Source organism: Pseudomonas sp. GL_091 (assembly GCF_057837725.1).
In genome coordinates this window covers 3,693,393-3,710,450 of record NZ_CM174451.1, presented here as the reverse complement: position 1 = coordinate 3,710,450, position 17,058 = coordinate 3,693,393, and the positions used below count along the sequence as shown (strand labels likewise).

Annotated in this window: 14 protein-coding genes and 4 pseudogenes; 15 read left to right on the top strand and 3 right to left on the bottom strand. The window is 54.9% G+C overall.

Features of this window, described 5'->3' with window-relative positions; translation table 11 throughout:
* A complete protein-coding gene (locus AC3ITY_RS16910) occupies positions 1 to 1,833 on the bottom strand; it encodes an AAA family ATPase (protein WP_489303791.1) in 1,833 nt (610 codons plus the stop codon).
* Between the two features lie 618 nt (positions 1,834 to 2,451).
* Between AC3ITY_RS16910 and AC3ITY_RS16905 the strand changes: the two genes are divergently transcribed.
* Positions 2,452 to 2,901 carry an Xre family toxin-antitoxin system antitoxin gene (locus tag AC3ITY_RS16905; protein WP_489303789.1) on the top strand — a complete coding sequence of 150 codons (450 nt, stop codon included), beginning with the start codon at positions 2,452 to 2,454 and terminating at the stop codon, positions 2,899 to 2,901.
* A 254-nt stretch (positions 2,902 to 3,155) separates the two neighbouring features.
* Here the strand turns inward: AC3ITY_RS16905 and AC3ITY_RS16900 are convergent, their stop codons facing one another.
* Entirely contained in the window at positions 3,156 to 3,440 is a 285-nt protein-coding gene (locus tag AC3ITY_RS16900) for a helix-turn-helix domain-containing protein (protein WP_489303787.1), read from the bottom strand.
* Positions 3,441 to 3,524: 84 nt separating this feature from the next.
* On the opposite strand from AC3ITY_RS16900, the gene AC3ITY_RS16895 reads away from it, so the two are divergent.
* From AC3ITY_RS16895 to AC3ITY_RS16830, 14 genes and pseudogenes are all read left to right on the top strand, one after another.
* Complete coding sequence (locus AC3ITY_RS16895) at positions 3,525 to 4,052, top strand: hypothetical protein (protein ID WP_256580467.1); 528 nt, start codon at positions 3,525 to 3,527, stop codon at positions 4,050 to 4,052.
* Between the two features lie 531 nt (positions 4,053 to 4,583).
* Positions 4,584 to 5,414: an inositol monophosphatase family protein gene (locus AC3ITY_RS16890; RefSeq protein ID WP_489303785.1), complete on the top strand. Its 831-nt coding sequence runs from the start codon at positions 4,584 to 4,586 to the stop codon at positions 5,412 to 5,414.
* A gap of 134 nt (positions 5,415 to 5,548) precedes the next feature.
* The gene (locus tag AC3ITY_RS16885; RefSeq protein WP_489303783.1) at positions 5,549 to 6,124 is read left to right on the top strand and encodes a hypothetical protein; all 576 of its coding nucleotides are present in this window, start codon (positions 5,549 to 5,551) and stop codon (positions 6,122 to 6,124) included.
* A 213-nt stretch (positions 6,125 to 6,337) separates the two neighbouring features.
* Positions 6,338 to 6,707: pseudogene (locus tag AC3ITY_RS16880) on the top strand (transposase); the annotation flags it as partial.
* A 95-nt stretch (positions 6,708 to 6,802) separates the two neighbouring features.
* Positions 6,803 to 7,561 carry a DNA-binding protein gene (locus AC3ITY_RS16875; protein ID WP_489303781.1) on the top strand — a complete coding sequence of 253 codons (759 nt, stop codon included), beginning with the start codon at positions 6,803 to 6,805 and terminating at the stop codon, positions 7,559 to 7,561.
* 207 nt (positions 7,562 to 7,768) lie between these two features.
* A pseudogene (locus AC3ITY_RS16870) lies at positions 7,769 to 8,528 on the top strand (transposase); the annotation flags it as partial.
* A 137-nt stretch (positions 8,529 to 8,665) separates the two neighbouring features.
* Positions 8,666 to 9,520 (top strand): aromatic ring-hydroxylating dioxygenase subunit alpha, encoded by an 855-nt coding sequence (locus AC3ITY_RS16865; RefSeq protein WP_489303779.1) that lies wholly within the window; start codon positions 8,666 to 8,668, stop codon positions 9,518 to 9,520.
* A 29-nt stretch (positions 9,521 to 9,549) separates the two neighbouring features.
* Positions 9,550 to 11,301, top strand: coding sequence for a Rieske 2Fe-2S domain-containing protein (locus AC3ITY_RS16860; protein WP_489303777.1), 1,752 nt, complete (start codon positions 9,550 to 9,552; stop codon positions 11,299 to 11,301).
* Positions 11,302 to 11,313: 12 nt separating this feature from the next.
* A complete protein-coding gene (locus tag AC3ITY_RS16855) occupies positions 11,314 to 11,949 on the top strand; it encodes a glutathione S-transferase family protein (protein WP_489303775.1) in 636 nt (211 codons plus the stop codon).
* A gap of 42 nt (positions 11,950 to 11,991) precedes the next feature.
* Positions 11,992 to 13,359, top strand: coding sequence for a nucleobase:cation symporter-2 family protein (locus AC3ITY_RS16850; RefSeq protein ID WP_489303773.1), 1,368 nt, complete (start codon positions 11,992 to 11,994; stop codon positions 13,357 to 13,359).
* A gap of 50 nt (positions 13,360 to 13,409) precedes the next feature.
* On the top strand, positions 13,410 to 14,519 hold the full coding sequence (locus AC3ITY_RS16845; protein ID WP_489310903.1) for an S-(hydroxymethyl)glutathione dehydrogenase/class III alcohol dehydrogenase: 1,110 nt from the start codon (positions 13,410 to 13,412) through the stop codon (positions 14,517 to 14,519).
* A 170-nt stretch (positions 14,520 to 14,689) separates the two neighbouring features.
* Positions 14,690 to 15,643: a LysR family transcriptional regulator gene (locus AC3ITY_RS16840; protein WP_489303771.1), complete on the top strand. Its 954-nt coding sequence runs from the start codon at positions 14,690 to 14,692 to the stop codon at positions 15,641 to 15,643.
* A 127-nt stretch (positions 15,644 to 15,770) separates the two neighbouring features.
* Positions 15,771 to 16,361 (top strand): annotated as a pseudogene (locus AC3ITY_RS16835) (DUF4113 domain-containing protein); the annotation flags it as partial.
* Positions 16,362 to 16,365: 4 nt separating this feature from the next.
* A pseudogene (locus AC3ITY_RS16830) lies at positions 16,366 to 16,584 on the top strand (hypothetical protein); the annotation flags it as partial.
* A gap of 44 nt (positions 16,585 to 16,628) precedes the next feature.
* Here AC3ITY_RS16830 and AC3ITY_RS16825 read toward each other — a convergent pair.
* Positions 16,629 to 16,994, bottom strand: a complete 366-nt coding sequence (locus tag AC3ITY_RS16825) for a histone-like nucleoid-structuring protein, MvaT/MvaU family (RefSeq protein ID WP_489303769.1) — start codon at positions 16,992 to 16,994, stop codon at positions 16,629 to 16,631.
* Positions 16,995 to 17,058: the final 64 nt, after the last annotated feature.

The following is a 17,058-nucleotide window of genomic DNA, read 5'->3' as shown; positions in this document are numbered from 1 at the left end:
TCAATGACGTTCCATCATCAGTCCACTACTAGTCAACTCGGTGATCGTGAAATGTTCACCTGGCTGCGCATCCTGGTCGAACAACGCTCGCGACAATGGGTTGAGCAGGCGTGCTTCCAACTGGTTGCGGATACCCCGTCCACCGTTGGATAGGTCCTGCAAGCAAAGGCTGTGCAGGGTTTGGCGTGCCTCGGCTGTCAATTCGATAAACAGCTCCTGCCCCTGGAGGTCGCTAAAGGTAGCGTTGACCATCTGCTCGAAGATTTGTACGGCGACATCCTCGCGGATAAAGTCGAAGACGATGATGTTCTCGCCAATACGATTGAGAATTTCCGGTCGGTTAAGCACCAGCTTGAAATGCCGGTCGATCTCGCTATGCACCTTGCTCTGAACCTGCTCGAAGGCCTCGCCAGGCAGCACGTTAGCCACTCGTTCGCCGTTGTCGCCTTGACGGTAGATGCCCAGGTTGGAGGTGAACACAATCAGTGCTTCAGAGAAGTACACCCGATCTCCGCGGCCGGAGGTGAGTACACCGTCATCAAGGATCTGCAGGAATTTGTCGAGGATACGGGGGTGGGCTTTTTCAATTTCATCGAATAGCACCACGCTGAACGGTTTCTCCCTAATCGCATTGGTCAACTCGCCGCCGACGTCATAGCCAACGTAGCCGGGCGGTGCGCCGATCAAGCGCTGATCGGCATGTTCAGCACTAAATTCTGACATGTCGAAGCGTATATAGGCGCTTTCGTCGCCAAACAGCAGACTGGTGATGGTCTTGGCCAATTCAGTTTTGCCCACCCCGGTCGGGCCGGCGAGGAAGGCCACGCCCCTGGGCCGATTGCCCTTGCGGCTGGCGCCGACACCGGTCATCGCGCGCTTGACGATGTCGAGCATGTGAGTCACGGCATGCTCTTGGCCTTTGACCCGCTGGTGAACGATGGTGTCTGCCTGGCGAATTCGCCGACGATCAATTTTTAGCCAAGGGTCTTCGGTAACACCGATCTTATAGCGACGCACGGCATCGGCGATCTTTTCCATAGGTACACTCTCTACCCGTGCCAACTGCGCGATGGCACTGAGATCGAGCAACAACAGCCCCTCAGTGTTTTGTACAAACGCTTCAACAGCCTGGGTAGTGGTTTCTTCGCTGACGCCCTGACTACCTGTGAGCGCTTTGAGCAGAGCGGGCGCGAGTGCTCGGCGGACAATCTGATCAGGTTTGGACACCGGGATATGGCGAAGGCGTGGGTTGTCGACCAAAAACCAATCAGGTAGATCACCTTCCTTTTCCACTAGCCAGATCAGAGAGTTAAAGAACGGTTTACGCAACTCAGTCGCAGGACGGCTACGGGCCTGATGGGATTGCACCAGAGCTTGGGTGAACAGTTGGTGTTCAGCGGCGTTGAGTGAATCGTTGCGCATTACTAGGCGCGAAGCGAAGTCAACCAACAGCGCGACGGGCTCGCCGGTTCGGCCCACCAGGCGCGGTAAGGTGGCGCTTAACAGATCGATGCCTGCTGGCGCGACCCCGTCAATTAGGGTCAAACCAAGTTCCTGCATGAATGTCTGGCCAGTTGCAGGATCAGTACCGGGCTTACCAATGGACCGGAAACCGGATACCGGGTCCCAGACAAGCACGTGGGCATAGCCTGCATCGAGCAGGGCATTAAAAAGGGTCTGATTGAAGCTCTGCGCGGTTACTGTCCCAGGTGTCACTTCGCTTGCTTGCAGATCGCGAATGTTGCCTGACAGTACGAATTGGCTCTTCAGCGGCAGGAAGCGCAACAGGTCGCGCAGCCAACGTGGGCTTTCAAATATCTTAGTCCCTGACATATTTCAGCTCGTAACGTTCGGCGGATACACGCAGGGTATTGCTCACTGCAGGTATTTTCCAGCCCAACTCAACCAAAGCTTTGGGAAATGATAGGGGTTCAACCAGATTGATCGCCGTGTTCGTCCTCGGAGAATCGACGCTGGATAGAAGGGCGATCAATATTCTTGCTTGAGCAAGATGGATTTTCGAAGGCGATCCCAAGTCAAAAAACCGCAATGGGAAGCGGGCTTGGGTTCTTACCGGTTTTCGACAAATCGAGGCAGTTCTGACGAGTAGAGCAAAGTTCAGGACGAGGACGACGTGTTGTGCTTCGGTTTCAGGACTATCACGCCATCTACCATCTCGATAGTCAACTCGTCCCCAAGGCCCAAACCTAATCTCACAAGCAATTCTGGTGGCAGATCAACGATGACGTCTCCAGTTCCATCCGCGGTTTCCTGGCATTTGACTGTCCAGCGTTCGTTTTCGCTCATGATTGTTTGACTCTCATTCCATCGTAGGGGACGTTTCATTATGCTCATGCTGAGCTCTACTCAGACGGATATTACCGGCCGGTCATGGACGGTCACTGCCTGTCGCGAAAGGTGCACGGCAAATGCCGAACAAGAGGGTGCTCTATGTTTGCTGAAATTCTGCGTGAGAATGCCTATGGTGCCTACCGGGTACAGTTGGAAGCACTTCTCCAAATCCCCACGGACGCTTCAGATCGGGACATCCACGAACTGATCGAAGCTGGTTTCTCGGCTGGTAATGTCAAAGCCCTTTGCGACTTTGGCAGAATGAGTCCGCTAGAGCGCGACCAGATAATTTCGCCCAAAGCTCTCAAAACCAGGCTGGCGCGCGGCCAGCGATTGACGGTGGACGAGAGCGGTCGCCTGTTTCGTGTTGCACACATCATCGCCATGGCCCAGACGCTCTTCGGGGACGACGAAAAGGCCAAGCACTGGCTCTCCAAGTCCAAGGATTGCTTTTCGGGTAAAAGCCCAATTGCGATGCTTTCAACCATCCAGGGTACCCGCCGGGTTGAGGAGATGCTGATTCAGTTAGCAGAAGGGTTGGCATTCTGATTCTATGGCGCATTAGCACTTTGCAGATAGACAGGCCGCGGGGAGAGGCTGGTCAACGGCAGGTGACATATCGCCGGAAAACCAGTCGCCTACCTGGCCGGCACGCCATCGGGGCCATGCTGGAGATTCTCGTATACCTTGAGATTGACTAGTGGGCTTCCCCGGAAACCTCAAGTTGCTCAAGGTCGATATACCTGACTCAGTACGAGACGCCAGACAACGCTCCGCAATAATTCGACATCACCGGCTCCGAGCTAAGAGTTTTGGTCCGTATTGATCTCACGCCGAATACGTTCAAACAGCGAGTCTAAATCTGTATCCGGATCGAGGAGCAAAAAACTCTCAAGGAGGAGGGTAAGCGGGTGCACCCCCAATCTGTCGGCAAGCTCCGATGCCTTTTCCAATGTAACGTTCTTAAGGCCGCGCTCAAGCGTACTGAGATATGTCCTGCTACTGACGATTCCAAAATCTTCTTGGGTCAAGCCCCGGCGAAGCCGTGTGTTACGTAACGCAATGGCGAACGCTTCCTTCAGTTCCATTTTGCTTAATCCACAAAAGGAACGATGAAGCCTTTTTGAACTCTATAGAGCTACAATCTATAGTGTTCATTTTGAGAGAGATTTATGCCCGCACTTCAGATTAGCGCCCGTCAGTTATCTGCGACGAGTAATGAGCACAGTCCTTCAACCATGCTTATGGTCGCGGTGGCGAACGTTGCTCAGCCGGAGCAGGGCATAGAGATAATCAAACGCTTCTCCGGCCAACAACTGATCGACCTGTTCAACGAAATGGATCGGCCTGATTCAGATAAGGCCATCGTTGGTGTCCTGCTGGCAATACCTCCAAAACTTAACGGATCTTCGCGATGGATCGCTGAGAATGTCTTTGATTTTGGCCGAGTCGAGCTAAGGTTAGCGGATGACGCTTGCTTAGATACATACGCCTACCGGCTTGCTTCAAAAGCTGTATTCAGAGACAACGACAAGGTCGACCCAGCAGATATCCTGGGCTGGAGATCACTCTATAAAACGTCCAATGCGGATGGTGACGTTGATCCAGAGCTTGTCGCCCATCAAACCTGGTTGTCTATCGTCATCACTCGAATGGTCAACGCAGTAAATCTACCTGATGAGGAGGATGCCCCTGAGTAGTTGTCGGCTCTCCATTGGTACCGTAGCTCAATACCAAAGGAGACCTTTTTGCAGATCAAACCGGGGAGGAGGGTACGGATACTTCTGGCTTTCAAACTTATCGACCTCCACGCTAATCATCGCTGCCAGCGATAGGCCACGACGAGCGCGACGACGAAGCCCCCTTACCCAACAGTGTTCACGAGAGACGGCCATGAAAGGAAGACGTAAAGTCAAAACGTCTAAGTGGTTTTTAAAGGCTCAATTTGAGGCCGAAGCTCAGCGCATGATGGCAAATAGATCTAATGAAGCTGCACATAGATTTCTTGATACGGCCTCGCAATTCGGAATAGAACATGAACCTACTGGGCGCCTTGCGGGTGGCTAGCATAACCCTAATCCTCAAGGTGACCGCGGCTCCACACGCCTATTTTCGACGCATTACATGTGGTCAGATAATGCCCCCTGGATGCATAGACAAATCTGAATTGCCTAGCTGACAGCCTAACCCTCATCAAGCGCCCCAGTATTTCTTCCGATATTGAGAGCCCCATGCACAAATCAGATCTTCCAATGCTACTCACTCAGACTATCGAGGTCGTTATCCGCGCGGGACAGCTACTTATTGAAGAATGGGCGAGGGTAAATGGACCACGAGGGAAGGGCGATAAGGCCATAGTAGACATAGAAATCGAACGCGTTCTACGCCAGCAACTTCTAGGACTTTTTTCTTGTGACTTCTGGGGCGAGGAAACCGGACATAGCCTCACGGGACATTCCTGGTGTTGGGTCGTCGATCCTAACGACGGTACGAGTGATTTTCTCAAAGGTCTCAAAGGGTCTGCCATTTCTGTCGGCCTTCTGCATAAGCAAATTCCGGTATTGGGGGTGGTCTACGCACCAGTCACTGTTGAGGGCTCGCCTGATTGCATCGCCTGGTCCGAGGGACTACCCGATTTGTTACGCAACGGACAGCCAGTAACAAGTAAGCTTTCTGGACTGGCGTTGTCGAGCAGCTCCTACGTGATGGTGAGTGCGGCCGCGATCTTGAAGCCAGAGATCAATTGTGAGCTGTGCACCCCCAGCAGTTTTGTTGCGATGCCCTCAATTGCCTATAGGCTTGCAAAAGTCGCTGCAGGAGATGGAGTCTGCGGAGTTTCTCTGTACGCGGTTTCCGCACATGACGTCGTTGCAGGACACGCATTGTTGCGAGGTGCAGGTGGCATTTTGCTCGATGAAAATGGCGAGTCAATTTTCTATGTAACTGAAGCAAGCATGCAGACGGTCTCAAAACGCTGCTTCGGGGGATCAGAAATCGCGTGTCGAACATTGTTGGCTCGAGATTGGAATCGTATTTTCACAGTGGTTGGGAGCAAAGCTTAAACCGCAATAATTAACTTCGGCGTTTATAATCAAGTCATAGCGATATTGGCGCCTGAAGTGTTAGGCATTTCGCCCGCTGTACACCAGCAACGCTTTATGCAGCAGAAGCGTTGAAGGTAACTAGGAAGCATCCCATGACAATTGATCCCGATAAAGATGTCAAAGCTACCGCGATCGAGGCATTCAGGCGGGCCGAGAGGGCAGCTCCTGCGGGTAAACCACTGAAGGAAGATGGAATGGACGTGCGTCCTCGTCCAGGGGTGGCGGCAGCAGGAAGCGATGAGAAGCGTCGGACTATCGAAGAAAGAGAAGAGGAGATGGTTGCCCTTGCCAAAGCTCATATTCTGACGTGCGGTGACTTCCTTCTAGTTCAGGACTTGGCTAACCATCTGGGTATTCACGTTGAGCTCCTAAGCCCCGCGCTCAAGGAGTGGGAAGCGGACCATCGAATTTTCTCGATCGAACACGATGGCTGCAGGTCTTTTCCAGTTTACGCGTTCCCATCGCAAGGCGGCGCCAGCCCGATCCCCGGCCTTAGAAATGTATTGTCTGTTCTCTGTCCCATGAAAGATGGTTGGGGAGTTTCATTCTGGTTTATCTCAGCCAACGGATGGCTTGGAGGCAAGCGCCCACAGGACCTCCTTTCCACCGAGCCAAACCGCGTGGTTGCAGCTGCACATGAAGAAGCTAGTGGTGTCATGCATGGCTAGGCCCGTGAGGGCCTTGCCATAGGAGGTCACGAAGTCCGGTGGTATCCAGTTGCCGGAATCGCAGGAACTAAATTTCTTTGACGGTAAATTCTTCGCCGTTTCTAAATCCGTCACGGGTCCAAGGAACTACGGAAGTAAATTTCCGAAACGCGGAACAAATTCCCAGTTTCGCATGATTAGTTCCTCAGATTTCGAAGAATTACTTCGGGGTACTACAGCTACATCGAAACCAGCCTCCACTCGGAGTCGGCGAGTATGCGCTACACCGCTGGGTTGAGCAGGTTCAGCAGAAGCGCCAGGGCGTTACCCCGCAGAGCAAAGCGCTGACAGCGGAACAGCAGAAAACCCAAGTGCTGGCAGCCCGGATTGCCCATCTTGAACGGGAAAAATCGATATTAAAAAGGCTACCGAGCTCTTGATGTCGGATAATAACGAGCGAACGCGCTGATCAATCAGCTGAGCGTCCATGAGCCGATTGATTGGCCGTGCAAAGTGTTTGATATCACCCGCTCAAGCTACTACGCCCACCGCCTCAGGCGCCGAAAGCCTGATGTCGAACGGCCGGTTTCGCAGCCGTATAAGGTAGCTGTTCTCGCAAAGTCGCAGTGCTGCCGGCTGCCGTAGTGAGTTACTCTCGACTAAAAGTCCATCTTTTGTGACGCATCCGACGGAAATTACATGGATTCCGTCCTAGGGCGACGAAGATTCCACGTTTTCTGTCTTAGTGGGATTCTGGACACTAAAAAATGGGCAAATAGTCCAAGAATTCTGTCGGTGCGGGCTTTTGTTGCGGTGTGGCAGCAGGCGATCCACCTGGCGCAAGGCGTCACCGAACAGGCGGTCGCGGAGCAACGTCAGGTGCTGATCGCAGAACGCGAGCGGGTGGCCGCGGTCGAGGATCAGGCACGTCAGGACGCGGCACTATTTCGCCAGCAAGCGGCGGAGGCCTTGGCTGGGCGTCAGGCAGCTGAGTTGCGCCTGGCAGATTTGGAGTTGCTACTGTCCCAGCGTCAGACGCAAATCGAGGACTTGCAGCAGCAGCGTGAGATCTTGCTGCATGAACGCCGCGAAGCTCATGACCATAACCAGGCATTGCAGCAGGACCTGGAGTCATTGCGGTTCAAGGCCGAGCAGGAGAGGGTTGCGCAGGAAGTCTATATACGCGGGGTCGAAGATCGTGCGCACCGCGAGGTCGACCGCGCGCGCGAGGAGGGCAAGGCGATGTCGACCCAGCTGAAAGAGGCTGGTCGGCACGTCGAGCAGTTGCAACGGCGACTGGAGTCGATCCAAATTGAACTCAGTGAAACTCAGCAACGTGCCGTGGCACAGCAGACCCGTGCTGAAACGCTGGAGCAACATTTGATGCAGATGCGTCAGGCTCCCGTCGTCAAGCGTACTCCCAGGATCAGAAAACCCAAGCTGAAGAGCGACTCCTAACAGGTGATGGCGTCACTACGGTCGATACCATGACTTGTGATGGAACCTCGCTATGAATGTTAATGGCTGGTTCCGGCTTCTGGTCATCTGGCCTTGTTCGACCCAAGGCTGAATAGTGGTAATAGGCAGAAAACGGCCCAGAGTGTGTAAAAACGCCTTCGCGAACCCTTGCTATGATTTCTGAGGATTTCATCGCAGGGATCGCCCATGAAGCGCTTTATCCAAGGTGAACATCGAGGCCAAGGCACCTTACTTCCCGAGAGCCTCGACGACTACGTCAGCGATACCAACCCGGTGCGCGTAGTCGACGTCTTTGTCGATGAACTCGACCTGGTCAATCTAGGTTTTGAAGGTGTCATTCCAGCCGATACTGGCCGGTCGGCTTATCACGCCGCGATCTTGCTATAGGTCTACATCTACGGCTATCTCAACCGCATCCAGTCAAGCCGACGTTTGGAGCGAGAGGCCCAACGCAACGTCGAGCTGATGTGGTTGACCGGGCGTTTGATGCCAGACTTCAAGACCATCGCCAACTTCCAAAAAGACAACAGCAAGGCCATCCGAGGTGTCTGTCGCCAGTTCGTTGTGCTGTGTCAGCAGTTGGAACTGTTTGGAGAACATCTGGTCGCCATCGATGGCAGTAAATTCAAAGCAGTCAACAACCGCGACCGCAATTTCACCAGCGCCAAACTGAAGCGGCGAATGGAAGAAATAGAATCGAGCTTGTCACGATGCAGATATCACCGCCTATGTGCCCAAGCCGATGACCTCTGGAGCCAAGGCTGACGGGCGTTTCAATAACGATGCCTTCATCTATGACGCGGCAAAAAACGAATACATTTGCCCGGCTGGCGAGGCGCTGATCTGGCACTACTCCTACGTTGAAAAAGGCCTGAAGTTGCATCGTTACTGGAGTTCGAAATGCCAGGGCTGCGCGTTGAAATTGCAGTGCACACCGAGCACTGAAAATAGTTTCTTAGCAAAGCAATGAAAAGTCCTCATACCTGCAATGAGCCATAAGCGTTAGTCCTACCTCGATCCCCTCCTTATTGTTGTCTTCAGCACGGTGACAGTGCCGTACTCAGAAAAATAAGAGAGGAAAAAATGCAGATCGAAGCAGCAGTCTGGAACGAATGGTATCCAGTCGCGGTAGTCGAGGATCTAAAGGATGGCTTTCAGCATCGCACGAGCGTTCTGGGCTGCGAGATCGATTACGGTCGTGATGCCGAAGGTACGTTCATTGCGCATCTTGCCGACGGAAGTGGCAAGCCGTGCCGTACACAAACTCGTTACCACACCCACTGGGTGTCGCTAGGCACGCCCGACGACGGTTTTTTCGAGCTACCTGAATTCGATGAGGCCGACAGGCGCATTCTTGGTTCAGGGTCGATGAAGGTGCATGTATCGGGACTGAGGGTGATCGAGAATTTCCTCGATATGGCGCACTTCCCATACGTTCACACAGGTTTATTGGGCGAGGAGCCGCACACAGACGTTGCTCCTTACCAGGTTGAACACGACGTCGAGCACGATGAAATCTATGCAAACGGCTGCAAGTTCTACCAGCCGATGGCTGCAGCTACCGCGACGAATGGAATCGAGGCTGAATATGTCTACCGTGTGACGCGTCCCTTCGCCTCCATCCTCTACAAAACCAGCCCACCGCAGCCGACACGCCGAGACGCGATATGTCTCTTCGTGCAACCACTCGATGAGGAATGGTGTATCGCGCATGTAGTGCTGGTTTATATCGACGAGACCACCAGCGATCGCGATTTGCGACTGTTCCAGCAGAACATCTTTGGCCAGGACTTGATGATCCTGACCAATCATGTGCCGCGAACCTTACCTCTCGATCCGAAGTTGGAGGTACCGACGCGCGCCGATGCAATGTCGGCGGCTTACCGCCGCTGGCTGCGTGAAAAGGGCGTCATCTACGGTACCTACCGCTCGGCCTGAACACGCTGACCATCGAAGAGGAGCACACCATGAACATGCTAGATCAGACTTGGTACCCGGTGGCACGTGCCGATGAGCTAACGATGCGCCATGTCTTTCAAGGCCAATTGCACGGCGTCGAGCTCGCACTGTGGCGATCCGATAATGGCCGCGTGAATGCCTGGGAAAACCGCTGCCCACACCGCAGCGTACGATTCACACTCGGCGTGAACACGGGCGAAAAGCTGCGTTGTCAGTACCACGGCTGGCAGTACCGAAGCGGCGACGGTCGCTGCACCCTTATTCCCGCCATGAGCGAAGTAGCCCCCCCGCCAAGCCTTTGTGCACGCACGTTTGCAGCGACACAAGTGAACGGTTTCGTGTGGGTCAACCTGGCCGCTGAGGACAAAGCCTCGGCTGAAATGACGTTCCTGCCATCATTTGAACCACTACCGCTCGCTTTGCGCAGCCTTACCTTCAACGCGAGCCTCGACACGGTGGCGGCCGGGCTGGCGCGCTATGCCGACGCTGACAGGGACGCCTTGGCGGATACCTGTCAGGTGCAACGAAACGACGTCGAGGTTAGCCTCACATGGCAGACTCCAGAGGGCGAGCGCCAGGTTCGTTTCTGGCTACAGCCAGCGGATGAGTTCAAGACCATCGTGCATGGTTCGGCCAATCTTTTGGGCATGGACGAGCCCGAGGCTCTGCGCTGGCATAACGGCCTACTGACAACACTTCGTCGCCATGTGGAAAGTCGTGAATCGCCCCAGGCTCGCCTCCCGTCAGCCAGGCCAGTGATCAGTCCTCGCCTGATCCCTGTCGTTCAAAGCACTGCTCAAGACTCCCAACTCGATGGTCGAACCCTCATCCGGACGATTGTCGCCGAGCGCTGGAATACCGCCGAAGAAATCGCTGGTTTCAAGCTGGCACTTCCGGATGGCGAACACCTCGACTTCGAGGCCGGCGCGCATCTCGATGTGCATACGCCCAACGGTCTTGTGCGCCAGTATTCGCTTGTCAACGCACCGGATGAACGCGATCACCTGGTGATCGGCGTGAAGCTGGAACCGGCGTCACGCGGCGGGTCGCGCTCGCTGCACGAGTCGCTGCAGGTCGGCGACAGCTTGACCGTGTCTGCTCCGAAAAACCATTTCAAGCTGGTGCCGGATGTGGGCGGCGTGCTGATCGCAGGCGGCATCGGCATCACTCCGATCTTGGCGATGTGCACTGCGTTGCAACATGCAGGTCTGCCCTATGCACTCCACTATTTCACCCGTAGTAAAGAGCATGTCGCCTTTACCGAGCGCCTCGCCGGGTTGGACGGCTTGAAGCTGCATACAGGCCTCGCCGTCGATGCGACGCGCGACGCGGTCGATCGAGCGCTACGCGAGATGGGTTCAGATGGCCATGTCTACGTGTGCGGGCCGCGTCCGCTGATTGATTTGGTGTGTGAACGCGCGTCGTCCATCGGCATCGCCAGTGCACATGTCCACTTCGAACTGTTCGCCAATGAAGTGTCGCACGACACGGATCAGCCTTTCCGCGTTCGGCTGCAAGCCAGTGGCACCGAATTCGTCGTGCCGGCCGGCGTCAGCCTCGCCGACGCACTGAAGGCACACGGCATAGCAGTCGACACCTCATGCGAACAGGGCGTGTGCGGCACCTGTCGTATCGCAGTGGTCGACGGCGACCCTGAGCATCGTGACGTCTACCTGAATGAAGATGAAAAGCAGAGTCGTCGCTGCCTGATGCCATGTGTATCGCGCAGTCGCTCCGAACTCTTGGTTCTCGACCTGTAAGGGAGTGTGAAAATGATCACGCTGTACGACTACGAACTGTCAGGCAACTGCTACAAGTTGCGCCTCTTCATGAACATGCTCGGTCTCGACTACCAGAAAGTCGGCATCGAGTTCTTCCCGGGCAAGGAACACAAGAGCGATGACTTCCTCGCGCTCAACCCGCTTGGCCAACTGCCAGTGCTCGATGATGACGGCTTTGTGCTGCGCGACGCACAGGCGATCCTGAGCTATTTGGCTGCACGCTACGACGCGAGTGATCAGTGGTATCCGACCGGCAACGCGCAAAGCCTGGGCGAGGTCAATATGTGGCTGGCGTTCGCTGACGGCATCACCGGCACCGCGTCGGCGGCTCGCCTGCATGACTTGCTGCGTTATGAACTCGATGCCGACAAGGCTCGCGCCGGCGCCCACCTGCTGTTCAGGGTGCTCGACGAGCAACTGTGGTTCTCCGAACGTGAGAACGCCGGTTGGATCTGTCGCGGGGATCACCCGACCATCGCCGACATCGCCTGCTTTCCCTACGTGATGCTGTCCGACGAGGGCGGTATCTCGCTGATCGACTATCCCGCGCTTAGAAGGTGGACTGACCGTATCAAACGCCTGCCCGGCTTTATCGTGATGTCGGGAGTCTTCGAAACATCCTTGTAATAAACAATAAAAAAAGTCGCATCGACGACAGAGGAAGAAGAAATGAATACCAAGCGCTATATCCCAAGCGACTCGCGTGCCCCGGTCGACGAAGTACCGCCTGCCGGGCAGTTGACCATACTCGGTATGCAACATGTCATGGTGATGTATGCCGGCGCGGTGGCGGTCCCCTTGATTATCGGCATGGCATTGAACCTGCCCAAGGAACAGGTCGCGTATCTGATTAGCGTTGACTTGTTTGTTTCGGGCCTGATCACACTTGTTCAGGCAATCGGCATCCGCTGGTTCGGTATCAAGTTGCCAATCATGATGGGCGTTTCATTTACTGGGGTCGGGCCGATGATTGCAATCGGTACCAATCCCGAGTTAGGCCTGTTGGGTATTTATGGTTCGATGATCGTGTCCGGCATCATTGGCATCTTGTTGGCGCCGTTGATGGCCAGGTTATTGCGTTTCTTTCCGCCAGTTGTGATCGGTACAGAAATTCTGGTGGTGGGCCTGTGTCTGATGGGCGTCAGCGCCAACTGGGCCGCCGGCGGGATTGGCAATCCGGATTTTGGCGATCCGCAATTCATCGGCATGTCGTTTCTCGTGCTCGCCTTTATCTTGGTGATCACCAAATACTTCAGCGGCTTCCTGCGCAATATCGCGGTGCTGTTGGGGCTGGTGTTCGGCATGATCGTGGCGACCTCCACGGGGGCAGTCGACTTCTCTTCTGTGCACAGCGCTGACTGGTTTGGTCTGGTGTTGCCCTTTCATTTCGGGATGCCGAAGTTCGACTTCTGGGCGATTGCGGCGATGTCCATCGTGATGTTGGTGACCTTCATCGAAGCGACCGGAATGTTCGTTGCGGTGGGCGAGATAGTTGGCAAGCCGATCGATAAAAAGATGATGGTCAACGGCTTTCGCGCGGATGGCTTGGGCACATTGGTGGGCGCGATCTTCAACATCTTCCCCTATACGTCGTATGCAGAGAACGTCGGCTTGGTCAGTATTACCGGTGTGCGCAGTCGCTGGGTTTGTGCGATGGGCGGGGTGATCCTGATGTTGCTGGGGCTGTTCCCGAAAATGTCCGCACTGGTCGCCTCGGTGCCGCCGTATGTACTGGGCGGGGCGGGCCTGATCATGTTCGGCATGATCGCCGCTTGCGGTGTTCGCATGTTGGCCAAGGTCGACTTCGTGGACAATCAATTCAACGCTTACATTATTGCGATCAGCGTCAGTGTTGGCATGTTACCGGTGATCAATCCTGACTTTTTTGAAAAATTCCCTCCGCAACTAGCTCCGTTGTTGCATAGCAGTATTTTGTTGGCCGCTCTTACCGCCGTGGTGCTGAACATTTTTTTCAATGTCATGAGCGGCTCCCGTAAAGAAAAGGTAGTGATTTCCGCAGTGGAAAGTACGCAATAGCTGCCTGCCCGCTCGAACTTGCATCAACTATTACCCTTTGCTGAGTATTAATAATGAAAACAAAAGCCGCAGTCGCCTGGAAAGCCGGCAGCCCACTGACAATCGAGACCGTTGACCTCGCAGGCCCGAAAGAGGGTGAAGTCCTGGTTGAACTCAAGGCCACCGGCATCTGCCACACAGACTACTACACACTGTCAGGCGCCGACCCTGAAGGCATATTTCCGGCCATCCTCGGTCACGAGGGGGCCGGCGTGGTGGTCGACGTGGGTCCTGGCGTGAAGTCGCTGAAAAAGGGTGACCACGTGATCCCGCTGTATACGCCCGAATGCCGTCAGTGCAAGTTCTGCCTGTCGCAGAAGACCAACCTGTGCCAGGCGATCCGTTCGACACAGGGGCGCGGGCTGATGCCGGACGCAACCAGCCGCTTCTCGCTCGACGGCACGCCGATCCTGCATTACATGGGCACATCGACATTTTCGAACTACACCGTAGTACCGGAGATCGCGCTAGCGAAAATCCGCGAAGACGCGCCGTTCGATACGGTCTGCTACATCGGTTGCGGCGTGACGACCGGTTTGGGGGCGGTGATCTTCACCGCCAAAGTCGAAGCGGGGGCCAACGTGGTGGTCTTCGGCCTGGGCGGTATTGGTCTCAATGTGATCCAGGGTGCCAAGCTGGTCGGTGCCGGCAAAATCATCGGGGTCGACATCAACCCGGCACGCGAGCAAATGGCGCGCAAGTACGGAATGACCCACTTCATTAACCCGAAGGAGGTCGAAAACGTCGTCGACGCGATCATCCAACTCACCGACGGTGGAGCCGACTACGCGTTCGAGTGCATCGGTAATGTCCACACCATGCGCCAGTCGCTTGAGTGCTGCCACAAGGGCTGGGGCCAGTCGATTCTGATTGGCGTCGCCGCCGCCGGCGAGGAGATCAGCACCCGGCCATTTCAGCTCGTCACGGGCCGGGAGTGGAAGGGCTCGGCCTTCGGCGGAGCACGTGGGCGCACCGACGTGCCGAAGATCGTCGACTGGTACATGGAAAACCGCATCAGCATTGACGACATGATCACGCACCGTCTGACGCTCGAGCAGATCAATGATGGCTTCGACCTGATGAAGCGTGGTGAATCCATCCGTTCCGTAATCGTGTACTAAGTTTGGGGTGACCCTTGGCGGGTGACGGTCTCCACAGCGTCGCCCGCTTTTTTTTTGAGATAACATGGAAACCCTGACCCGGCGCTGCTGTTTTTTTGGCCTCTAGGACTATTATCAGCACGACTCGCGCGCCATCAGCGCAAGCGCTAATGGACGAGAGGAAACACCTGGTGCAAAACGTTGATCTGAAGTCACTGCAAGTGTTCGCAACCCTGCTCAAGGAGTGCAACGTTACGCGTGCTTCGCAGATACTCAACATGTCGCAGTCGGCGGTCAGTCACACGCTCACCCGGTTACGCGACCTGTTCCATGATCCGCTGTTTGTCCCGATGGGCCGAGGCATGGCGCCGACCGCACGTGCGCTTGAGTTGGCCAAACCGTTGCAGCAGACCCTCGAAGCCCTGGAAATCCTTGTGCGCCCGGCAAAAGGCTTCGACCCTGCGAGCTTCAATGGCGTGTTTCGCATCGCCACGACCGACTACATCAGCTTCATTCTGCTGCCGTCCCTGGTTCAACGTTTGATTGAGATTGCCCCCAGGGTCGAGTTGGATATCCGACCACTAAAACCGCAGGACGACCTGATTGCTCTGAAAGACGGAGATATCGATCTGGTGTTATGGAATGAAGAGAAGGCCCCGCCGAATTACTACAGCAGGAAAATGTTTACGGATCGGTTGAAGTCAATCGTGCGAATCGGTCACCCGGATATTGATGGTGCCATTTCGCTTGAACAGTTCTGTGCGGGAAAGCATTTGCGCGTCAGCAGCAACTACGGCGCGGTGAAAGAAGCGGTGAATGGAGTCTATGAAACGCTCGGTATTCATGCGCATACCTCTGTGACTGTGCCGCACTTTCTATTAGCCCCCATCCTGGTCTCGCAGTCTGATTTGATCGGCATGATCGCCGAATTGACCGCGCGCCGCATCGCCAGCATTGTGCCTTTGCAAGTACTCGAACCGCCGGTAGACGTCGCGGACTTCATCGTGTCACAGGTGTGGCACGAGCGTTGCCATGCTGACCCGGCGCACCGCTGGATGCGGAGTCAAATTGCCGCGGTAGCCGAAACAATCCGTGAGGAGCAACTGAGTGACGCCTTTGAATTGCCCACCGTGGATGAACGCTGAGAGCGTTTTTGACTAGGGCTGTGTAGGCATTTGCTATCCATCGTTGCTCGACCTGCAGGGGAGGGCAGTACGCGAGTTAACTCCATAATTCCAGTCGTTGAAAAAATGACGGGGCATCAATGGGACGCAAATAACAGGTACACCATGCCTTGAGCTGGATGAGCCTGATCCACCCAAGCAGGAGATTTGTTGTTCCCGCATGTTCGGCAAATGCCTCACAGAGATCGCGCCGATCATGGAGGCGGCCGCCAGCTACATGACACGAGCGACGGAGAAGCTTCGTGCGCAGCAGTCGCTATGCAAGAAGATCAGGGTCAGCATTCGTACCGGCATGTTCAATCCCGAGGAAGCAAAGTACACCAATGGTGTGTTGGTTGAATTGCCGTATCCAACTGACGATGTGCGGCTGATGACGAAGGCGGCGGTGGAGGCTGTTGCCCGAGTGTTTCGACCAGGTTTCAAGTACAGCAAAGCGGAGGTACTCCTGCTCAACCTTTGCCAAAAAGGTGAGTATACCGATGACCTGTTTTCTATCTCACAACCGGTCGCTACTGAAAAAGTCATGACCGTGCTGGACTCCATCAATGAGAGATGGGGCTGGGGAACACTGCGCTTGCCTAGTGTGCCGACCAATCCTGATTGGGGGATGCGCCGGGAGATGATGAGCCAGAGCTTCACGACGCGGGTTGATCAGCTATGGACGGTGTACGGTAAATAGTGGGGCGAACACGGCGGAGCAACAACATCAAGTGGCTGAGGATATAAATCGACATATCATTCAGATCCACTCCGATGCGCAACTTGTAGAAGAGCTCGCGCAATCCGCTCGCAGTGACTCTGGTAACTTGGCGCAATTGTCTGGCGAGTTGAACGGCTTGGTGGGGCGCTTCAGAACCAAAGCCTCGCAGAGGTTACCGCGATATCTTCATGAAGGTGTATAAACCTAAAAAGGGCCCTCGAAGGGCCCTTTTTTCTCAAACCAACATCACTTGGTCAGCCAGGACTCAACGGTCGCGGAGCCATGCTCAGCTTTCCATTCCTTCAAGGTCTTGTGGTTGCCGCCTTTGGTTTCGACGACTTCGCCGGTATGAGGGTTTTTGTAGACCTTTACCTGGCGCGGCTTACGGGTACCGGCTTTGGACTCAACGGCTGGAGCGCGACGGCCAGATTGCGGATCAAGTAGGTTGATCACGTCTTTCAGGCTGTAACTATATTCACCTAGCAATGCTCGTAGCTTGGTCTCGAATTCGATTTCTTTCTTCAGGCCAACATCACCTTTCAGAGCTTCGAGCGCTTGGAGTTGATCGGCGAGGTGTTTTTCGAGCTGGCGGAATTCGGCGAGTTTGGACATGACGGATCTCTTTTCAGTAGTTACCTAACAGTATATTCAAATCGGTCATCGCAATAGGGACTGC